Annotated in this window: 16 protein-coding genes and 3 pseudogenes; 10 read left to right on the top strand and 9 right to left on the bottom strand. The window is 34.3% G+C overall.

Features of this window, described 5'->3' with window-relative positions; genetic code table 11:
- Nucleotides 1-250 precede the first annotated feature (250 nt).
- The 4 genes and pseudogenes from OPR39_RS07375 to OPR39_RS01520 form a co-directional block, all read right to left on the bottom strand.
- Nucleotides 251-1,343, bottom strand: a pseudogene (locus tag OPR39_RS07375) (IS3 family transposase).
- A 285-nt stretch (nt 1,344-1,628) separates the two neighbouring features.
- Nucleotides 1,629-1,943 carry an FtsB family cell division protein gene (locus OPR39_RS01530; protein ID WP_015589100.1) on the bottom strand — a complete coding sequence of 105 codons (315 nt, stop codon included), beginning with the start codon at nt 1,941-1,943 and terminating at the stop codon, nt 1,629-1,631.
- A 49-nt stretch (nt 1,944-1,992) separates the two neighbouring features.
- The gene (gene ykgO / locus OPR39_RS01525; RefSeq protein ID WP_006279631.1) at nt 1,993-2,121 is read right to left on the bottom strand and encodes a type B 50S ribosomal protein L36; all 129 of its coding nucleotides are present in this window, start codon (nt 2,119-2,121) and stop codon (nt 1,993-1,995) included.
- A gap of 49 nt (nt 2,122-2,170) precedes the next feature.
- Nucleotides 2,171-3,001, bottom strand: a complete 831-nt coding sequence (locus OPR39_RS01520; protein ID WP_015589101.1) for a pyruvate, water dikinase regulatory protein — start codon at nt 2,999-3,001, stop codon at nt 2,171-2,173.
- A gap of 135 nt (nt 3,002-3,136) precedes the next feature.
- Here OPR39_RS01520 and ccmC point away from each other — a divergent pair, with 135 nt between their 5' ends.
- Nucleotides 3,137-3,847 carry a heme ABC transporter permease CcmC gene (ccmC, locus tag OPR39_RS01515; RefSeq protein WP_015589102.1) on the top strand — a complete coding sequence of 237 codons (711 nt, stop codon included), beginning with the start codon at nt 3,137-3,139 and terminating at the stop codon, nt 3,845-3,847.
- A 26-nt stretch (nt 3,848-3,873) separates the two neighbouring features.
- A complete protein-coding gene (locus tag OPR39_RS01510; RefSeq protein ID WP_015589103.1) occupies nt 3,874-4,200 on the top strand; it encodes a hypothetical protein in 327 nt (108 codons plus the stop codon).
- Here OPR39_RS01510 and OPR39_RS01505 read toward each other — a convergent pair.
- Nucleotides 4,154-5,758 (bottom strand): hypothetical protein, encoded by a 1,605-nt coding sequence (locus OPR39_RS01505; protein WP_174516894.1) that lies wholly within the window; start codon nt 5,756-5,758, stop codon nt 4,154-4,156. The genes OPR39_RS01510 and OPR39_RS01505 overlap by 47 nt on opposite strands.
- Before the next feature lie 180 nt (nt 5,759-5,938).
- Here OPR39_RS01505 and OPR39_RS01500 point away from each other — a divergent pair, with 180 nt between their 5' ends.
- The 6 genes and pseudogenes from OPR39_RS01500 (at nt 5,939) to OPR39_RS01475 (ending at nt 11,669) form a co-directional block, all read left to right on the top strand.
- Nucleotides 5,939-7,216, top strand: a complete 1,278-nt coding sequence (locus tag OPR39_RS01500) for an adenylosuccinate synthase (RefSeq protein WP_015589105.1) — start codon at nt 5,939-5,941, stop codon at nt 7,214-7,216.
- Between the two features lie 103 nt (nt 7,217-7,319).
- Nucleotides 7,320-8,048: pseudogene (locus OPR39_RS01495) on the top strand (IS5 family transposase).
- A gap of 251 nt (nt 8,049-8,299) precedes the next feature.
- Nucleotides 8,300-9,604, top strand: coding sequence for a hypothetical protein (locus tag OPR39_RS01490; RefSeq protein ID WP_265038897.1), 1,305 nt, complete (start codon nt 8,300-8,302; stop codon nt 9,602-9,604).
- The gene (locus tag OPR39_RS01485; RefSeq protein WP_255498610.1) at nt 9,592-10,719 is read left to right on the top strand and encodes a hypothetical protein; all 1,128 of its coding nucleotides are present in this window, start codon (nt 9,592-9,594) and stop codon (nt 10,717-10,719) included. The genes OPR39_RS01490 and OPR39_RS01485 overlap by 13 nt, the downstream gene beginning before the upstream one ends.
- A gap of 112 nt (nt 10,720-10,831) precedes the next feature.
- Nucleotides 10,832-11,095: a translation initiation factor IF-1 gene (infA, locus tag OPR39_RS01480; protein ID WP_007550159.1), complete on the top strand. Its 264-nt coding sequence runs from the start codon at nt 10,832-10,834 to the stop codon at nt 11,093-11,095.
- Nucleotides 11,073-11,669 (top strand): Maf family nucleotide pyrophosphatase, encoded by a 597-nt coding sequence (locus OPR39_RS01475; protein WP_265038893.1) that lies wholly within the window; start codon nt 11,073-11,075, stop codon nt 11,667-11,669. Before infA ends, OPR39_RS01475 begins: the two co-directional genes overlap by 23 nt.
- Here OPR39_RS01475 and OPR39_RS01470 read toward each other — a convergent pair.
- The 3 genes from OPR39_RS01470 to OPR39_RS01460 form a co-directional block, all read right to left on the bottom strand.
- Nucleotides 11,661-14,162 (bottom strand): hypothetical protein, encoded by a 2,502-nt coding sequence (locus OPR39_RS01470; RefSeq protein WP_265038891.1) that lies wholly within the window; start codon nt 14,160-14,162, stop codon nt 11,661-11,663. The genes OPR39_RS01475 and OPR39_RS01470 overlap by 9 nt on opposite strands.
- A 152-nt stretch (nt 14,163-14,314) precedes the next feature.
- The gene (locus OPR39_RS01465) at nt 14,315-14,473 is read right to left on the bottom strand and encodes a hypothetical protein (protein ID WP_153296804.1); all 159 of its coding nucleotides are present in this window, start codon (nt 14,471-14,473) and stop codon (nt 14,315-14,317) included.
- A 35-nt stretch (nt 14,474-14,508) separates the two neighbouring features.
- Nucleotides 14,509-15,852 (bottom strand): alanine:cation symporter family protein, encoded by a 1,344-nt coding sequence (locus OPR39_RS01460; protein WP_015589108.1) that lies wholly within the window; start codon nt 15,850-15,852, stop codon nt 14,509-14,511.
- A gap of 21 nt (nt 15,853-15,873) precedes the next feature.
- Between OPR39_RS01460 and OPR39_RS01455 the strand changes: the two genes are divergently transcribed.
- Nucleotides 15,874-16,101: a hypothetical protein gene (locus OPR39_RS01455; RefSeq protein ID WP_141456975.1), complete on the top strand. Its 228-nt coding sequence runs from the start codon at nt 15,874-15,876 to the stop codon at nt 16,099-16,101.
- A 208-nt stretch (nt 16,102-16,309) separates the two neighbouring features.
- Nucleotides 16,310-17,254, top strand: a pseudogene (locus OPR39_RS07370) (IS110 family transposase).
- Between the two features lie 156 nt (nt 17,255-17,410).
- On the opposite strand, the gene OPR39_RS01440 reads toward OPR39_RS07370, so the two are convergent.
- Nucleotides 17,411-17,914, bottom strand: coding sequence for a protein-disulfide reductase DsbD domain-containing protein (locus OPR39_RS01440; RefSeq protein WP_015589109.1), 504 nt, complete (start codon nt 17,912-17,914; stop codon nt 17,411-17,413).
- Nucleotides 17,915-18,367: the final 453 nt, after the last annotated feature.

Raw genomic sequence — 18,367 nt, 5'->3', positions numbered from 1 at the left:
GCTTATTTAGATAAAAATCTAGAAATTTTTAAAGACATGCGATGCACGTAGTGCGAAAAATTAAACATGAGACGCCAAATACCCTAAGTTTGACTCGCGACATAATGTTGAACATTTTTTTTTGCATTTCCAGAGCAAGTTCTTGAAACCTAAACATTATATGTACATCATCATGATCAATTCTAATGCATCTAACTAATGCTATGATGACCTTACCCAGAAAAAGTGGAGAGAAAGTGTGGAATGTTTTTTACAAAAAGAATGATGCATCAAATTGTTCTGGAATGCAATAGTTAATAGTGACGTTGTTTGTTATAAAAAATTTCTATGTATTCAAATATTGCAGTTCTAGTTTGTTGAGCAGAGTGTTGTGAAGTATCAATAAGTATTTCTCTTTTCAATGAGCTAAAGAAGCTTTCTGCAACAGAATTGTCGTAACAACAGCCTTTATTACTCATCTATATTCTTTACAGCTAAGAGATATTGATACCCTTGCGCAGTATATTGTGAACCTTGGTCACTGTGCAGCAGTAGATTTTTAACAGGTTTACGCTTGTTAACGTCCATTAATAAAGAGTCCATAACCAATTGTTTATTTATTGAACTGCTCATTAACTACCATGCGTGAATATAGATCGATTATTGTTGCCAAATATAGCCATCCTTCTTTGGTTTTTATATAAGTAATCCCATACTTTATTTGGTTGATCGACAATAAAGTTTTGGTCTAATATATTGGGAGCTACTGTCCGTTTGTTGTTTCTTAATTTTAAATTTTCTTCTCAATATAGCCTGAATACCATTTTTCTGCATAATACTTTGCACTGTTTTTAAGTTGCAACTTTTACCCAAAGCCTTTAATTCAGCATGAATTTTAGGAGCTCCATATCTACATTTAGAAGCTTGATATATTTTTTGAATATCTGCTAATAACTCTTTATTTGCTGATTCTCTACTGCTTATTTTCCTTGTAGTCCACTTATAGTAGCCACTAGCAGAAAATCCTACATAATTCCTGTACTTTATAGCAGTTACTATATAAAAAAATATTTTACTCTTTTTGACTGGCCAGGGCTTTTTTTAAAATGTCTCTTTCTCTTGTTACTTTTGCTTTGTAAATCAAACCTCTCTTTGTCGTAAGGAGCCATGTTACCTCTACCTGGAAATGCATCTGCTGCCGACTTTTTTTCGTTGTGTTTCTTTATCCATTTTCCTAATAAACCACCCTTTATTCCTAAATCTCTTGCTATTTTTGTAATTGTTTGACCTGCCTTTCTTTGTTCATTTGTCAGCTTAACAGCTTCCAATTTGAATTCTGCTGTATATTCTCTTCTATTTGTCATATTTTGAAAAAACGTTTTATTTTACTCCAAAAACGTCTTAACTTTCTCTCTACTTTTTCTGGGTAAGGTCATGCAGCTTTTGGGTAATTTAATGGTAAAAATTTTAGAGAGAAATTTTATACACTATCGCTGACATTTTTCCTTAAGTTGACGCCATTGTCTGTTCAGCTAAGCGGTGTGAGAGACAATATAGCTAAACTGACTTAGATTTACCGACAATTTGAAAAACCGTCATCCCGCTACGTGTTAGCGCCGCGGCGGTATGACGTAGGGAGATCTCTACTGCTATTTCACGTCAAGAACAACCATAAGTTCATTAGGGTTCACATAACCTAAAGCATTTTTTGCTTGCTCATCAAGCAGATCTAAATCTAAGCTTTTTTCATATAAGCCAAATACTTTGTTGTCCAACTTTTCCTTTTCAGAAGAGACATCCTTTAGCAAAAGTTTATTGTACTCGATTTCTTTTTTTAAATCGATTAACGTCAATAAGCCACGTTTACCTGTAATTGTGCTAATGCTGAAATATAATGTAAGGGAAGAAATGAGTAAGGCTGCGCTTAAACACAGTAACTTTTGCTTCTTTTTAGATATAAGCACCGTACTTTCACATATAAAAAATATATAACATGAAAAGGTGAACAAAAAGCTAAGAACCTTGACGCGCTTTACACCTTGGCTTTACCTTATTTATAATGTAAATCTTACCACCCCTTTTCACAACTTTACAATTTTTATCTCTGTTACGATGAGATTTTAGCGACCCTTTGACTTTCATATCTATAGTAAGAATTAAATTACTTTACATTATAATCACTTATCAAGAGTTAGTCAATTGATAACATTTTATTAAAATATTGTATAATTGTTGCTGATACTTCTTCGATCGACTTTTGCGTGACATCGATAATTGGCCAGTTATTCTGTTTAAAGAGCTCCTCTGCTTCTTTAATTTCCTTTTCTACTTTCTCAGGGTTAGCATATATATTATTATCTTCGTTGTTAATTGAAGTAAGTCTATTTTTGCGTATTTCTATTAGCCTACTTACGTCTATTGTTACCCCTATCGTTAGTTTATTTTTTAATTTTGCCAAGTCAACATAAAAGGGTACTCCACTAACAAAAGGAATATTTGCAACTTTATAGCCTCGGTAAGCTAAATACGTACTGGTGGGAGATTTTGATGTACGTGAAACTCCAACCAAAATTATATCTGCTTTATCAATATCTTGAATATTTTGTCCATCATCATGATTAATAGTGTAGTTTATTGCCTCAATGCGCTGAAAATATTCGTTATTTATCTCAGTATGCAAGTCAAGCTTTTCGTCTTTTTCAATTTCAAGATAGGACGAAATTTCTCTAATAATATGTGATAATATTGCTCTATAGGGAATTTTCAACTTTATACAGTTATCTTTTAAATATTTTCTTAGCTCATCATCAGTAATAGTGCATATAACAAAATTATGCTCATCACTTTTCCTATTAATTTCCTCCAGAATTTTGTCAATCTGCTCCTCTTTTTTCACAAAAGACCAAACATATTCGATCGTTTCTATAGAACGAAAGTGTTTCAGAGCTGATTTTGCAACTGATATAACAGTTTCACCACTTGAATCTGATACTAAGTGTAGATTAAGCTTTTTAAGGGTCATATACTAAAAATAATAGCTAGCAATCTGCTACTGAAATTATGCTAATTTGTTGACCTACGTAAATATAGAAAAACTATCCTGTTGATAAAACTCAAACTAATTGGTAAATTCTTAACACAATTATTCTCAAAACGAATGTTTTTATTAAAGCCTACAAATTTCTCTTATTTTTCTAAGAAAGCTCTACCTTGGCTTGGGGTTATTTGTTTCGCATGTTTTTTAATTGGAATGTCTTTGGCGTTATTCTTCTCTCCAGAAGATTATAAACAAGGAGAAATTGTACGAATCATGTACATTCATGTGCCTTCTGCATGGCTTGCTCTTGGAATATATGGATTAATTGCATCACTCAGTTTCATTTCATTGGTATGGAACAATAGCGTTGCTAGTGTCTTGGCACATGCTGCTGCTCCTGCAGGGACAATCTTTTCGGCAATATGTTTAATCACAGGCAGCATCTGGGGAAAAGGAACCTGGGGCACTTGGTGGGTATGGGATGCAAGACTTACTTCAATGCTGATTTTACTTTTCCTATATGTTGGCTACCTTTCATTGTGGAGCGCTTTTGATAATGAAGCGAGGGCAGAAAAATCAGCAGCAGTATTTGCCATCTTTAGTGCTATAAATATTCCTATAGTAAAATTTTCCGTGAATTTATGGTCCACTCTCCATCAGCCAGCAAGCATTTTGAGAAAAGGTGGAATAGCAATAGAAAGTTCCCTGCTGTTGCCACTGGTTGCAATGTTTATGTTTTGTGCCACATTTTTTTTAGTAGTGTGGATACTGTATTCACTTTACTTAATTAATTTATATAAGATAAAGAGAGAAATCAGTATGCGGTATTAGGTAGCTTTGTAAGTATACAGGTAAATATGCTAGAGAAAATTAGGCAAAATATCTTTGGTCACTTTAAATACTTGCCTGCTGAAACTGAAGAACGTGCTATGTTATGTGATCTAACTAATTTTAAAAGCAGCAATGACCAACTAACTAGAATAGATCAGGTATTGAATCGAGATCAACTTGAACATTTTACCAACGTTCTTGAAACATATGATGCAACGGCACGTAGTTTTTACGATGAGGTGCGCTGTAAAATAGCAACCGTTGCAACCATGAACTCTAAAATATTTAAAGAGCCTACTAATATCTTTAAGGTAAATGTTCATGTGATTCCGCAGAATAATTCTGTTTTTTGATTCTATCTGTCCATTTATCATTTTCTATATCTTGTTTGTTGGTTGCTTTTTTTTCTTGCTCAACAATTGCCTTATCTATCTCCTTATGAATTGCATCAATTGCATTAATCGCACCTCCTTTTTTGTATACTTCGCTTTTCCCTTCAATAATTAACTTAATAAAAGTATTTACAACAGACTGCACTTGATTATGATTAACCTGACCTTTTATCAAAGAAGGTAAAGAGCCTAATTCCATCAATACTTCTGGTGCTGTTTTATCTTGAGTGGAAAGTCCTAAATTATCTGCTACTTTACTTATTAATAACTCTCTGTGTTCTTTATTATCTTCCAATTTAGCATAATCACTCAATAGATCTATAACGGTAGATACTCTGACTTCAACAATATCATCAACATCTTCATCTTCTAGAGCAACTCCTGACCCCAATAACCTCTCTCTGAGATTTTCGCTTAAAAGATTGATAAATTCTTCATTTGCATCTGATCCTGTGGTTGATATTGTACCATCTAAATAGTTACTTTGAGCACCGAAGCCATGCTCTATTTGTATTTTTGTCTCAGGTTTAAATCCTAATTTTGCACAGAATTTCTGAAAATATTCTTTAATAATGTCAAACAAGCTCTTGCCATTATCTTTATAATTTTTTAACTCTTTAGGAATAGTAAGTGACAATTTACCATCTCTGTATGTTACAAAGTCTTCACCATTGTGAGATTCAATTGTAAATTCCAATGAACTAGACAGATTACATATCTTATCGCCATGCATAACTTGATTTTTAACAGAGAGTATTGGTAGCCTCATATCAGATCTAATTCTCACATTATTTTGGTTAGCACAATCAATGTTTATTACTTTTTTAGGATTTTCTACTATGAACGACTGTCCAAGTGCAAGTTGGGTTTGTATAAATGGAGCAGCCTCATACCCTGCTTGATTACAATTGGTAACTAGCTCTTCTAAAATAGCATCACTTGGAACTTCTGCCCCAGCGTATCTGAACATTTTTTTGAAAACTTCTTTTGCAAAGGAACGGTAATCCTTGTTTTCATCTTTCTCTGTTGGTAATAGATGGATATACCTTTGGCCAGCATTGTAAAATTCTTCAAATTCTTTCTTATATGAATCGGTTTTTTGATGATTGGCAGTTTTGGAATTTTCACAGTGATTTTTCCATAGCTCACCCAATGCATTACTTACAAGCTCTTTCTCAATATCTTCGAGTACTGAAGCAACAAAAGCTTTGCCATGATCCGTATCTATTTCTCTTGTTCCTTTTTTGTTAAATATTTCGTCATTATATATATCATCACTATTAAAAAGTTCGCTTTTGCGGTGCTTAGCTCCTTCCTTAAATGCAATAATAAGATTTTTATCTATTTCTTTTCCGTTAATAATAAAATTCATCCTTTGAAAATCTAAGAACATTGTTTCACCGGAATTCGCTAATTTATTATCTTGATCTGCTCTTAATTTACTAAAATTGAACTCTTTAGCTGTGGCCTTTAATCTAACTACTGGACTCTTATTATTTTTTCCTTTTGTCTCTTTCATAAATAACACCTTACTGTAAATATGCTGTAAGTTATATCATATAATGATGAATAATTTGGTAATATATTAAGAAAATCGACAGTATATTTCTTTATTTAAGGGGTGTAGGAAAGGCGTAGATTTCTCTTTTCATTTGTAGCGTACTGTATTAATATTTATGTATTAATTTAGAAAATAATGATGAATAACATTGTAATTATTGGTCTGCAATGGGGTGACGAAGGCAAGGGTAAAATAGTAGATTATCTTTCTGAGAATGCAGATGTAGTTGTGAGATTTCAGGGAGGAAATAATGCAGGGCACACTATAGTAGTAGATGATGAGGTTTATAAATTAAATTTACTGCCCTCTGCTGTTTTGAGGCCAGGCAAAATATCTATTATAGGAAACGGTGTTGCTCTTGATTCGCATGCTCTAGTTTCAGAAATAGAGTCATTGAAAGTTAAAGGAGTGGACATAAACTATAACAACTTGATGGTATCCGAGAGCTGTCCATTAATACTTAGCGTACATAAGGACAAGGAAAAGCTATTTGAAGATTTAAACGGAAATCACAAAATTGGTACAACAAACAAAGGGATAGGGCCATGTTATGAAGATAAAGTTGGCAGGAGAGCTATACGCCTTTGTGACTTAGAAAACGCAGATGAGCTCAACAAAAGAGTGGATACTCTTCTGAATTACCACAATGCTATCAGAAAAGGCCTTAACTACCAGGTGGTTAAAAAAGAAGAAATATTAAAGGAAATTCAAGAGATTTCAGAAAAAATTCTTCCATATAAAAAACCTGTATGGAAGATATTAAATGACTTGATGAAAGAAGGTAAGAAAATAATATTTGAAGGTGCCCAAGGCGCATTTTTAGATATCGACCACGGAACTTACCCTTTTGTTACTTCAAGTAATACCGTAGCATCGCAAGCAATAACAGGCTCAGGATTATCCTCCAATGCTTACATTATTGGTGTGGTAAAAGCTTATACAACAAGAGTGGGCAATGGTCCATTCCCTACTGAGCAAAAGAACGAAGTGGGGGACAGCTTATTTACTATAGGCAAGGAACTTGGAACAGTGAGCAATAGGAGAAGGCGTTGCGGATGGTTCGATGCAGTTTTAGTGCGCCAGGCCGTACAACTCTCTGGAGTTTCAAGCATTGTATTAACCAAATTAGATGTGCTTGATTCTTTTGATACAATTAAAATATGCACTGGTTACAAGTATAGCGGAAAAATGTATGATTATTTACCCGCATCGCATTCAATACAAGGGGAATTAGAGCCAATATATGAAGAGTTTCCTGGCTGGAAAGAAAACACTCAAGGTAAAAGGTCGATTAAAGCATTGCCTATCAATTTAATAAAATATATAGACAGGTTAGAAAAATTAATAGGTGTACCAATTCATCTAATCTCAACTAGTCCAAAGAGAGAGGATGTTATTAAGCTTAAAGATTTCTGAAAACGTCTTTGTATCTTAGAGCCTGTACGTAATCTCAAAAAAGAGATAAAGTGAGAGGATAAAGTATATAAAGTAGGATATGCGAAGTTTATAACCAAGTGACATAAGTCGAGAAAAGTTTGAGATTATTGTAGCAGATCTGGAATCTTGCAGAAAGAAGACAAAACCAAGAACACTTGATTTACATGATGTATTTTGTGGAGTGTTATACGTGTTAAAAAGTGGTTGCCAGTGGAGAATGGTATCAAAAGAGTTCCCAAAATGGCGCAATTGTTACGACTATTTTAAGAAGTGGAGTGAAAAACCAGATGCAAATAAAGAAAGTGTTCTGGAGCTGGTATTAAAAAAAAATAATTGCGACAAAACAATGGTCGGAAAAGCTTCTGCATAATTGATGCACAGAGTATAAAAAATGCAGATACTGCTGAAGCTATGATGCAGGCAAGAAGATTTCAGGGCCGTATTGCAGTAGATACGCAAGCATGCAATTTATACAACAACAGCAGAGATAACTGACCGTAGCAGTGCTGTGAGAATGGTCGAAAATGCAAAAGAAAACCTCTCGGGAGTTAAAAATGTACTGGTTGATGCAGGCTATACTGGAAAGAATTTTGTAACTCAAATAAAAACGATTATTGGTGCAACCGTTGAAGTGATCAAAAGAAATGAATTACGTTCCTTTGTTGTATTGCCCAAAAGATGGGTTGTGGAGCGATCTTTTGCTTGGTTAGAAAAATGTAGAAGATTGTGGAAAAATTGTGAGCGAAAACTCAATACTAGCCTACAAATGGTAGTTCTGGCTTTCACTGCCTTACTTCTGAAAAAATTATGAACAGGCTCTTACTAACTCTTATCTAATAAAAAAAATACTTGTGTAACTTCGAATAGTCTATTATGCAAGACAGCAGTATAAACATGTAGTAAGAAATGTATAATGAAAAATAAAAGCTCAAGTTTAACACTTGCAGTTATTTTTACACAATTAAGTAATCATAAAAGTTAGTGTAGGACGAGGTTATACAGTTTGATTTCTTTTAATATATGTTAATTGGTATAATATAAATATAGTTAAGGAGGTGTATTATGATTGGAAGTTTGGCTAAAGAAGAAAAAACAGCAGAGGCAGGAAAAACAGGTGATCAACTTGAAAAGTGTATTGGACCAACTTCACTGAATAGGGAGGTTTATTGCTCTACGCTTATCTACTATACATTAAAAGAGTTATATTCACAATTAGGTGATATCTCTTATGCTAATAAAACAAGATCAGAAAAAGAAATAATCAATTTTTATGTTCTACCTCAATTTGCACGTTTTAAAGAAATTATTGATGAAGATATAAAAAAAGATCCTTCGTTTGCAAATTCTGCTATTGTAAAGTTTTGCTCCTCAATTATAAAAAATAACAAATTACTTAAAGAATTAGAAGAAGTTAGTATTCCTGCCAAAAACTCTAGTGTAAAGGCAAGGGTAAGCTTTCAACTGAAAAATCTGAAAGAAAAGGTGTGGTTCTTAAGAGAACTAAAGGAAAAAAAGAATTTCACTTACGTGCAGGGGGCTTTTGGGGATGGGTGGAGTTTTTATGACCTAATAAACGATAGAGATTTTAAACAAACGTACATAGATAAAGCAGTAACAGAGTCTGCTAATAAGAGCTTTAAGGAAGATATAGATAAATGCATAGAGTTGGCAGAGCAGGGAAAAAAAACTGCAAGTAAATATTTTGAGAGGAAAGACGTAGAGCTTCAAGCTTATTACACAGAAACTGATAATGCTCATAGAGTTTTGAATGTTAACCTTATTAATTACAATAAAAGTGAGCCAACAAGAATTAGTGACATTTTACAGCAAGAGAAAGATATTAAAAAATTGAATATCTATTGCAATAAAAAACATGAAATATACGCTTATCAAGAAGATAAGAAAAGATATTATGAATTTAAAGAAGGCACATGTTATGAAATGACAAGCACTTGGCCTATAAAGGATGAGTTCGGGAATGTTTCAATTTGTACCATGATTATGAATGTGAGTAGCGGTCGCATAACTGAAGTACTAAAATTTAATGGTGAAGATTTTGTTTCATCGGAGGAGATCTTAGAATTGATAAAGCAAAATGATGAATTATATATTCAAAGTCTCTCCTTATATGATGCTGTACTAGAAAAGGGTAAGGCTGCTGATGTTGTGCCTACTGCTAATAACAATTTTCAAAATGAATCTATAGTGGCCTATCGCAAGGAACCAGAGGGGGAATTAGACCCTAAAGTTGATGCTGACAATAGCCTTCCTCCTTCTATTAATAGCAATGCATCAACTCAAACGGAAGTCAATTTACAAACACTGAAACTCAAACAGAAGTTGCTTCACAACAAATGGATGAATTGATTTTAAATAATCAGATGCTGTCCGAAAAAAACGTTGAATTGAAGCAAGAAATGTCAAATTTGAAAAAAGAAGCTGTTGAATTGAAGCAAGAAATAGAAGCAGGGTTGCAAGTGATAAATAAAAAGCACCATGAATTAATACAAGAAAATCAGCGACTACAGGAGAAACTAGAAACAACCCAAGCAGAAGCTAATCAAACAATTGTAAAGTTAGAGAAGCAGAATAGCGATTTACAAGACAGGTTTGAAAAAGAGGAGCAAAAAAACACGGAATTGCAAACTGAACTGGCACAAAAAAATGAAGAATTAGCAGGTGTGTTAAAAGAGCTACAAGGGAAAGCACAAGAACTTAAAGGTGTATATGAAGAAAAAAGAAAGCTAAAGGAAGAGCTGAAAATTGTTAATGCAGGAAAGAAGAATTTGGAAAAAGAGCTAAATCAAGCACGAGAAGATGCGGAACAGATAATGGTTGAACGACGCCAGCAGAAAGAGCGCTTGAAAGATCAGCTAAGAGAATTAGATCAGGAATATAAGGTACAAGTAGAAATTGGGCAAAAGATTAAAGAATCAGATAGGCAGGATAGCGATTTACAAGATACACTTGGAGAAGAGAGACTAAAACTCAACATTGAAGAACTAGAAAACGAGTACGAGGAATTTCCAGGAGATAAGGTGCTTACACTTGAACTCACTAAAGATGAAGATAAAGTCGAAGAGTTAAGAAACGAGCTAGAGCGTGAGAAAGAAAAGTGTAAACAATTATTAGAAGAAGAAAATGAATGGGGTGATGAATTGGTAGGAATGCTTGATGGACTGGAAGAAAAAATTCGTGCTGATGAACAAAGGAGCTTCAACAATCAATTAACGGGAGAAATTTCTAATGAGTCTGGTAATGCTCCACGACAGAAGAAAAGGTTATCCAAATCTTCAAGCGTTGATAATGAGTCTTATGTTCCACTGAGAGAGAAGACAACATTACTCAGATCTTTAAGCGTTGATAGTGGACTTGATAGCGATGAAGAAAATTGTGATAATGATTTATCTTTCAACATAAGTCCTATAAGTTCTATTGAGAAGGTGGCAGAGAGTAGAAACGTAGGTAGGGTATCATTGTGAAGATGGTTGGGGTTAAGTTGCAACTTAAGTGGGGCGCAAAAGGTCTTTTGTGTTGATAATAATTTAAAATCTATAGTAGACTAAAAAAGATTATTAAATTATAATATAACATATGATAAAAGACGAGAAATCGAAAACAATTTTTGAAGTGGAAGGGGCAGTAACTGCTTTACTACCTGCAGCAGAATTTAGAGTGAAACTGGACAATGAACATGAGATTATCTGTCATGTATCAGGGAAAGTGAGAAGAAGTAAAATACGCATCATTATAGGGGATAGGGTGTTAGTTGAGATGAGCATTTACGATAGGAATGCGAGAAAGGGTAGGATCATTAGAAGGCTTAAAGGTACAAGTGACAGAACGATCTCTAAATAATCTTATTCTTGCTTCATCATCGAAAAGGCGTATAGCTTTACTAAAACAAATAAACATTGAGCCAGGTTTAATTTTGCCAGCAGATATAGATGAAGCCCCTTTAAAAAAGGAACTTCCGAAGGATTACTCAATCCGTATGGCAAAAAGTAAAGCGGAGAAAATACAAAGCTCAAATCCAAATTACTTTGTGCTTGGTGTTGATACAGTTGTTGCTTGTGGTAGAAGGATATTGCTCAAAGCTGAAAACGTTGAGCAAGCAGAAAAATGTATCCGCTTGTTATCAGGAAGAAGGCATAGAGTATACACCAGTGTATATCTATTAACTCCCGATCAATCTAAACAACATATCAGGACTGTGGTTACAATAGTGAAATTTAAACGTCTCAGTGAACAAGAAATTAAGTATTATTTAGCATCAGAAGAGTGGAAAAATAGGGCGGGGGGATGCAATATACAAGGCCTAGCTGGAGTGTTCGTATTGTTCTTACGCGGCTCCTACTCTTCCGTTATAGGGTTACCATTACATGAAACCTATTGTTTGCTAAGCAATTATTTTAACTTCAATTTATATTGAAATACCTTTATTAGTATCTTTTTTTTGTTGTGACTCAGCAACCTGTTTAGCCCAATCTAGTGGTCTTTTATTTCTGTTAGCTAATGCAATTCTATTGCGATCATAACCATCAGTGTGTTCTGTTAAAGTATCTCCTCTTTCTTCTTCTATTACTCCAGCTTTCAGTTGTGCTTCATCTTTCTCTAGTAATTTATATAGTTCGCTATTTTTATCTACAGTTGGATTAGTGTCATTATTTTCTCGTTCTGCCACTGTTTTTTCTAACCACTTACGTATAGGGTCATATTGTTTACCTTCTCCTATCTTTTCTAAAATGTTTTCTGAGAATGAATCTTTAGGAATATTTTCTTTAGTAGCCTGTTGTGCCGGTTCTCTTAACCCTTTATCCGGGTTTCCCAATGCTCCTTTTAACTCACTCGTATCTCCGATTTCTTTTGGTTCAATGTTTTCTAAGCTCTTCTTTAACTGTTCAGGATTTACTTGAGATTGTTCATTATTGTCATGAGTTGGAGATGAATAGCCCGAATCGTTTGCTTTTATGTCTGTTGAGCTGTCTTTTAGCAACCCAACTTCTCTCAAGCGTTTTTTAGTTTCTTCGCTAATCTGACTCTGATCAGCTGGTTTTAACCCGAGATTTTCTTGACCTAATGTATTTTTAAGTTCTTCAAATAGAGTTAGATTACTTTGTCTAATATGTTCTTCTAATTTCCTTCCTACCTGTTTTAAATCTGTTTGAGATTTACTATCACTATTAGTTGGAGATATATAGCCTGAATCACTTATACTATTTGGTGTTGAAGCAGAGACACTAACAGTTGGACCTTCCACTATTTTTACATCTGCTAAATCGTCTTTTTGCAATCCATCTTCTTTATCTTGTGACAGTTTATCAGTAGGATCAACTTGCCTTAATCCTCTATTATCCTGCTGTGATCTATCTCTGATTTCTTTAAGAAGATTTTCAGGTGGAGTTTGATCACTTTGTTCAATGTTCTCTAAGCTCTTCTTTAACTGTTCAGGATTTACTTGAGATTGTTCATTATTGTCATGAGTTGGAGATGAATAGCCCGAGTCACTTTTATTATTGAGTGCTGTAGCAGAGAGCGGCTGTTCACTTTCTTTCCACTTAGCATCACTAGCATCTTGGTTATCACTGTTATCTGGAGAAGATGAATAAGGAATTCTGTCCTTTAATGTCTCTAACGGTGATGGGTTATTTTTTCTACTTCCTGCAATTGATGCTTTTCTATCATCAACATCAATGTGCCGTAAGTTGTTTTTCTTGAAATTTCTGATGTCTTGTAACAGATCGCCTTTGCTATTTCCTTCTTGTTGCTGGGTTTTAGGTTGTTGCTGATCATTAGGTGTTTGCTCACTTCTATCTGGTTTTTGGCTTCCAGATTTGGCTCCCCCTTGCTCATCGAAAACACCTTTTTTAGGTGGTAGTGAACTAGTTCTAGGTGGAAGTGGCGGAGGAGTTTTTTTGTTCTGAGGATTCTCCTCAAAAAGCGATTGTAGGTTATAAACTTGACCTCCCGAATTTGCTTCTCGTGCTGCTTGTCTAAGCTCACGCTTTTCTTTAGCCTCCTGAGAATTAATTTTATCATCAAAATCTTTTCCAATTCCGCTATCGTAAGACTGCCTTCTGCTGTTAGATTGTGGTCCAAAATGTGAATGGTGATCTTCTTTTTTTCGAGTTATATCAGTAGCTTGAACGCTAACATCTCTATTAACATCAATTCTTGTTGTAGTTTCAGATGATAGCTCGTTACTGTCTTTATTATGTTGCACCTCATTCACTTTTCCTTGTCCTTTCTCCCTGAATTGTATTTCATGCAAGAATAAACCACCTATTTTTACATCTCTGTTTACTTCTAACCGTTCTAGAGAAAAATCATCACCTTTAACAAGGTCTACACCGTTAGCATCAATCTTAATTTTGATCTTACATTCCTTCCCCTCCGCATACCACTTTAAAGTCATTTCATATGAACCATCAGTTACGACATAATGTCTTATTTTTTTCCCTTCTTCCTCGGCAACAAAACCATGCATTCCGCTCTTTCCATCACTATGCAATGTTGAAAATCCCGAGATTTCATTCTTCTCACAAAAATCACTGTTTAAAAATTCGCTGATTTTAAACTCTTTTTTGTTATTTCCCAGCGTAATACTTGCGTGATTACCGTATATTGAAACTCCTGCAACATCATCAACATACTCTTTCAACCTTTCTTTAACTTCACTTTCAAGGTCTTGTCCAGCTTTCTTTGTCTTGTCGCATTTCTGAAGAATAACTCCATATGCTTTATCTTTGTTTTCTTCTTCGTCCCAATTCCAGTTGGCGTGTTTTGTTAAAAACTTTACTGTGTTAAAATCAACTCTAGCATTATAAATTGGGTCGTCTTCCTTTCTTATTTTATCAAATAAAGGAAAAATTTCTTGAATGCGCTCATTATAAATGTGTTCTTGTTGTGTATCGTTAGTGCCCATATATCCCTCACTAATAACCCTCTGCCTTTAGTTCTAGCTAATACTAGCTAATATAATTATCACAAGCATTGGTTGAATTTTTATTAAGGAAGGTTGTGTTACTAATGTGATGACACAAGCTATTTTATGGTAACATCAAACGATTTAAGTTGTCATTCCAGTCTGGAATCCAGCCTTTCACGAACCCCATCAAAAATGTTGTGTTTTAACATAAGATTAGCTACTTTTATGCTCACTAACTTAGTGCCAATCAAGATTCCTGGATCCCAGTGTCTGGGCACTGGGATGACATCCTTCTTGGCGGAAATCACTCTTATATCACAACAGCTGCATAGCCTAAATTGCTTTAGCTATAGCTCTGTTTTTGCAACTTCAAATATCTGCTACTCATAGTAAACACTTCTGGATCTTGAGAGGTTAGCTTGAGTATAGCGAGTATGTTGATAAACAACAAAGCAGCAATCGAGATATCAGCAACATCCCATAGCAACCGGACTTTACCTATCGCACCAAGCGGAATGATCATGGTAAAAATTACAATCCAGATTTTAGTGTATTTATTATCCATAGACACATAGCGTATTGTCTGTTTTGAGCAAAAAAACCAAGTAAAAATAGTAGTAAAAGCAAAACAAAACATTATGGCCATAATTAAATAGTCAATATAAGGCCAATTCATTGCCTTTCTAAAAGCAAATATGCACATGTTAGTGCTCTCTAAATCAGTAATCCAAGAATCTGTGACAAGCAGTACCATTGTTGTAATAAACACTATAAACGCAACTATAAAAGGCGATATTATCGTAATTAGACTCTGCTCAATAATAAATTTATTGTTATTTTTCTTAGGAACAATTGAAGAATGTACGATTCCTTCAAGGCCAAGCCCTATATCTGTTGCAAAAATACCTCGCAAAGTTCCAACTTGAATAATAGTCAACATTTCTAAAATCAAACCTAAAGATAAACCAGAGTTAAAGCTACTGGTTGTAAAAAAACTGCTTGTTATTAGTTTTAGAGAAGGAAGAATATTTTCACTAAATTTAAATAATATGATACCGCAAAGTGTGAGGTAACTTACCGTCATTATCGGTATCATAGCCGATATAAAAATTTTAATTTTTTTTAAGCTGAGAGCTGCAACAACAAAAAATATTATGGCCATTACAATGCCACCAATGACTACAGGCACATCTATCATGTTAAGTGGTATTGATAGAGAATTTACCTGAACAAGGTTACCAACTGTTATTGAAACCATTATCATAACAACTAGAAACACAATTGTAGCTTTTCTAGAGTTAAATGCATCAGCCATGTAGGCTACAGGGCCACCTATAAACCGTCCGTTCTTTTCCTTTCTGGTTTTTATACTTAGATAACAAGTGACATATTTTATCACAGAAGTGATAACAATAATTATCGCCATCCACAAAATAGAGCCCGGTCCTCCGGTTTTTAGAGCAACAGCAGTTCCTGAAATATTTCCTACTCCCAAATTTCCCCCTAAAATTGTAAACAGAGCGGCTATAGAAGAAAATTTATTTTCTCCTTTTTTAGCTCCAAGGAGTGAAAGGGCGTATGGTAATCTAAATACCTGTAGCCATTTTAGTTTAATCGATAGGTAAACACCAGCAACTAGCATGAGTAATATTGTTGGCAGTAATAAAACAAACTTTACTGTATCCATCTGTAAAAGTGAGATTTTTATTTGAGTATACAACAAAAATTGAAAATACCTAACCTATTTTCTATGTATGACTTCGTTTCCGTCATTCTAGAAACCTTTTCTTGTCATCCAAGTAGCGTGACATATAACTGTACGAACATTGTAATATGGTACAATGTTAAGACGATGTCATCCCAGTGTCTGGGCACTGGGATGACATCTTTTTTCTTGGTACAAATTACTCTTATATCTCAATGTTCGTACAGTTAGTGCGTGACACTTGTATCTTTATGATGTGAGGCATTAGAGCTAAAATACCTCACAGGGAGGGTGAAGCTGATGCGACACTAATGCCATTAAGCCAGATTTTGCTTCCCTCCCATAGAGTTAAAGACTGAACAGTATCTTTTGGAATTATATCCCGTATTACAAGGTTAGTCTAAACTCTCAGTTTATTTATAGTCTTGGAGGCAATTTTATGCAAGTAAATGCTATTTTGGGTGTGGATATTTCAAAAAAGAAATTTGATGTTTGTTTGTTAGTGGACAGTAAAAAACGACACAAAGTCTTTCAAAATAATCAAGATGGTTTTGCAAAACTTGTAGTTTGGTGCAATGGCCATGGAGCAAATCTTACTCATTTATGTCTTGAAGCAACTAGTTGGTATGGAGAAGATTTGGCTACTTTTATGCACGATTTAGGACATAATGTCAGTATAGTAAACCCAGAAAGCTTTTGGCAAAAGTGAGCTGCTCAGAAATAAGACAGATAAATCAGATGCAGCTATGATAGCTAGATTTTGTATCGCCAACAAACCTGCTCTTTGGAAGCCCATTGCACCTGAAATGAGGCATTTGAGGGCGTTGCATGCAATCGCTAAAAGATGATAAGGTGCAACAGACAAATCGCTTGGAAAACAAAAATATGCATTCCAGTTGCAAAGAAGCTATATCTAAAGTAATTTTGGCAATAGAGGAGCAAATTATTGTTCTCGAAAAAGAAATTAATGAGCATATAAATAACTATCCACATCTAAAAAATATGGTGGAAAACCTTAAGACTATAAAAGGTATAGGATATCTTACTGCTGTTGCTGTTGTCGCAGAAATGCCATCAGTTGATAACTTTGACAATGCTAAACAATTTACAGCTTTTGCTGCCAGGACATTATCAATCGGGATCGTCAGTAAGTAAGAGAAGTTGCATATGCAAAATAGGATCTGAGCGTATTCGAAAAGCTCTTTATATGCCAGCTATAGTAGTCAAAAACCATAATAATCATTTTCAAAAGTTTTGTCAGCGTCTAGCAAGTAAAGGCAAATGTCCAAAAGTCATAGTTCTTGCGTTAATGCGAAAATTAATGCATGTCTTTTTTGGTATTCTTAAAAAGAATCAACCATTTAATTGTAATTTTGTTGGATAATTTGTTTGACAGCAGAGACAGTATCTGGGATCTAAATTTTTTATGTGAAACCATTATGTTTATATACTTGTAGGCCCAAGTTCCTCACATAGTGAACAAAAAAGTAAATGAGATTCCAGTGTCACGCGCTGGAATGACACCTACCCCATGAGAACTCTATTTTTCATACCACTCATTTATAAGTTTATTGATATCAGAATCTATAAAATCCTTTAATGGTTGCCTGATTTTTATCTCAACATTTTTAGGGATGCACCTATCTTTACATATCGCATAATTTATATGGAAGTTAAGGTCAATATACCCTTGATTTAAAAATATATTCATCTTAAAGGGAAATAATACCATATCCTCATATACGTTACTTACAAACGTCTCTCTCCCTACTTTATCTTTATGTTCCTTTGGAATAGGCCAGTGAATATTTATATCTGATGCATTACCTTTGTAACTAATAGACGTGGGAAGGCCAAAATCTCCAGGATCTTTATAATATATGTGCCAGCCTGGTTCTACTGTAACCTTTATTGCACCTTTAAGAGTGAAGCTTGCTTCATTTATCTCGCCAATAAGTAAATCAAATTTTGCAATTTCCTCGTCAGCATATAGTTGAGCGCAAGAAAAAAATAAAAATAATATTAAATATATATATATTTTCATTAAGGTAAATTTCTCCTTTTATAGAGAAAGTGATTTAGATTTTAATTATTACATTTAATAGCATTATATAGATTATTTATTAATATAGCATTATGCTATAGCTAAACTGACTTACAACAATCTGAAAAACGACAAATTCGTCATTCCGCTACTTGTTAGCGGAATCTATGCCGAGATACCGCGAATGAATCCACAACTGTACGAACATTGTGATTTTGGCCCATAAGGAGGGTGTCATCCCAGTGCTTGACACTGGGATCCAGGAATTTTATTAAGTTGGCAAGCATAAAAATAGCTGTTTTTTGTTAAAATACAATGTCTTGATGATTATGGAAATGCTGGATTCCAGTGTCAGCTACTTTCATGACATCGTTTACTATGTGCCATATTGTAATGTTCGTACAGTTGTGGAATGAATCGCGGTATGACGTGTTAGCTATAGTATAAATATAC

This window comes from Wolbachia endosymbiont (group A) of Yponomeuta plumbellus (assembly GCF_947251575.1).
Taxonomy (GTDB): domain Bacteria; phylum Pseudomonadota; class Alphaproteobacteria; order Rickettsiales; family Anaplasmataceae; genus Wolbachia; species Wolbachia pipientis.
Note: the sequence above shows the minus strand (reverse complement) of the source record. Positions and strands in the feature narration are given on the sequence as shown.

Excerpts from the sequence above, each read along its gene's own strand:
- ykgO (WP_006279631.1), bottom strand. The coding sequence starts at position 2,121 with ATGAAAGTCAAAGGGTCGCTAAAATCTCATCGTAACAGAGATAAAAAT.
- OPR39_RS01520 (WP_015589101.1), bottom strand. The coding sequence starts at position 3,001 with ATGACCCTTAAAAAGCTTAATCTACACTTAGTATCAGATTCAAGTGGT.
- ccmC (WP_015589102.1), top strand. The coding sequence starts at position 3,137 with ATGTTTTTATTAAAGCCTACAAATTTCTCTTATTTTTCTAAGAAAGCT.
- OPR39_RS01510 (WP_015589103.1), top strand. The coding sequence starts at position 3,874 with ATGCTAGAGAAAATTAGGCAAAATATCTTTGGTCACTTTAAATACTTG.
- OPR39_RS01505 (WP_174516894.1), bottom strand. The coding sequence starts at position 5,758 with ATGAAAGAGACAAAAGGAAAAAATAATAAGAGTCCAGTAGTTAGATTA.
- OPR39_RS01500 (WP_015589105.1), top strand. The coding sequence starts at position 5,939 with ATGAATAACATTGTAATTATTGGTCTGCAATGGGGTGACGAAGGCAAG.
- OPR39_RS01490 (WP_265038897.1), top strand. The coding sequence starts at position 8,300 with ATGATTGGAAGTTTGGCTAAAGAAGAAAAAACAGCAGAGGCAGGAAAA.
- OPR39_RS01485 (WP_255498610.1), top strand. The coding sequence starts at position 9,592 with ATGGATGAATTGATTTTAAATAATCAGATGCTGTCCGAAAAAAACGTT.
- infA (WP_007550159.1), top strand. The coding sequence starts at position 10,832 with ATGATAAAAGACGAGAAATCGAAAACAATTTTTGAAGTGGAAGGGGCA.
- OPR39_RS01470 (WP_265038891.1), bottom strand. The coding sequence starts at position 14,162 with ATGGGCACTAACGATACACAACAAGAACACATTTATAATGAGCGCATT.
- OPR39_RS01460 (WP_015589108.1), bottom strand. The coding sequence starts at position 15,852 with ATGGATACAGTAAAGTTTGTTTTATTACTGCCAACAATATTACTCATG.
- OPR39_RS01440 (WP_015589109.1), bottom strand. The coding sequence starts at position 17,914 with ATGAAAATATATATATATTTAATATTATTTTTATTTTTTTCTTGCGCT.